The 653-nt window shown below is 37.7% G+C and carries 1 protein-coding gene; it reads left to right on the top strand.

Annotated features, from left to right (window positions below; all coding sequences use genetic code 11):
* Positions 1–600, top strand: a 600-nt coding sequence (locus KA878_RS12650) for an IS6 family transposase (protein ID WP_210142170.1), incomplete at its 5' end; no start/stop codon positions are given.
* Between the last annotated feature and the right edge of the window lie 53 nt (positions 601–653).

Raw genomic sequence — 653 nt, 5'->3', positions numbered from 1 at the left:
TATCGTGAAGTGCAGGAAATTCTGTATGACCGAGGAATTCACGTTTGTCACACCACAATTTACCGTTGGGTGCAAGAATACGGAAAGATTCTTTATCAAATTTGGAAAAAGAAAAACAAACAGTCCTTTTATTCATGGAAAATGGATGAAACGTACATCAAAATTAAAGGAAAATGGCATTATTTGTATCGAGCCATCGATGCAGATGGTTTAACCTTGGATATTTGGTTACGTAAAAAACGGGACACACAAGCAGCCTATGCTTTTCTTAAGCGGTTAGTGAAGCAGTTTGATGAACCGAAGGTTGTAGTCACAGATAAAGCCCCCTCTATTACAAGTGCCTTTAAGAAACTAAAAGAATACGGCTTTTATCAAGGGACAGAACATCGTACCATTAAATACCTGAATAATTTGATTGAACAAGACCATCGTCCAGTAAAGAGACGCAATAAATTCTATCGAAGTTTACGCACTGCCTCTACCACGATTAAAGGCATGGAAGCCATTCGAGGATTATATAAGAAAACCCGAAAAGAAGGCACTCTCTTCGGGTTTTCGGTCTGTACTGAAATCAAGGTATTATTGGGAATCCCAGCTTAAATCATAGATACCGTAAGGGATTTTATTCTTTATTTAAAACTTTGCAACAGAAC

It is taken from the genome of Staphylococcus sp. GDY8P57P (genome assembly GCF_017892585.1).
GTDB lineage: Bacteria > Bacillota > Bacilli > Staphylococcales > Staphylococcaceae > Staphylococcus > Staphylococcus borealis.
Note: the sequence above shows the minus strand (reverse complement) of the source record. Positions and strands in the feature narration are given on the sequence as shown.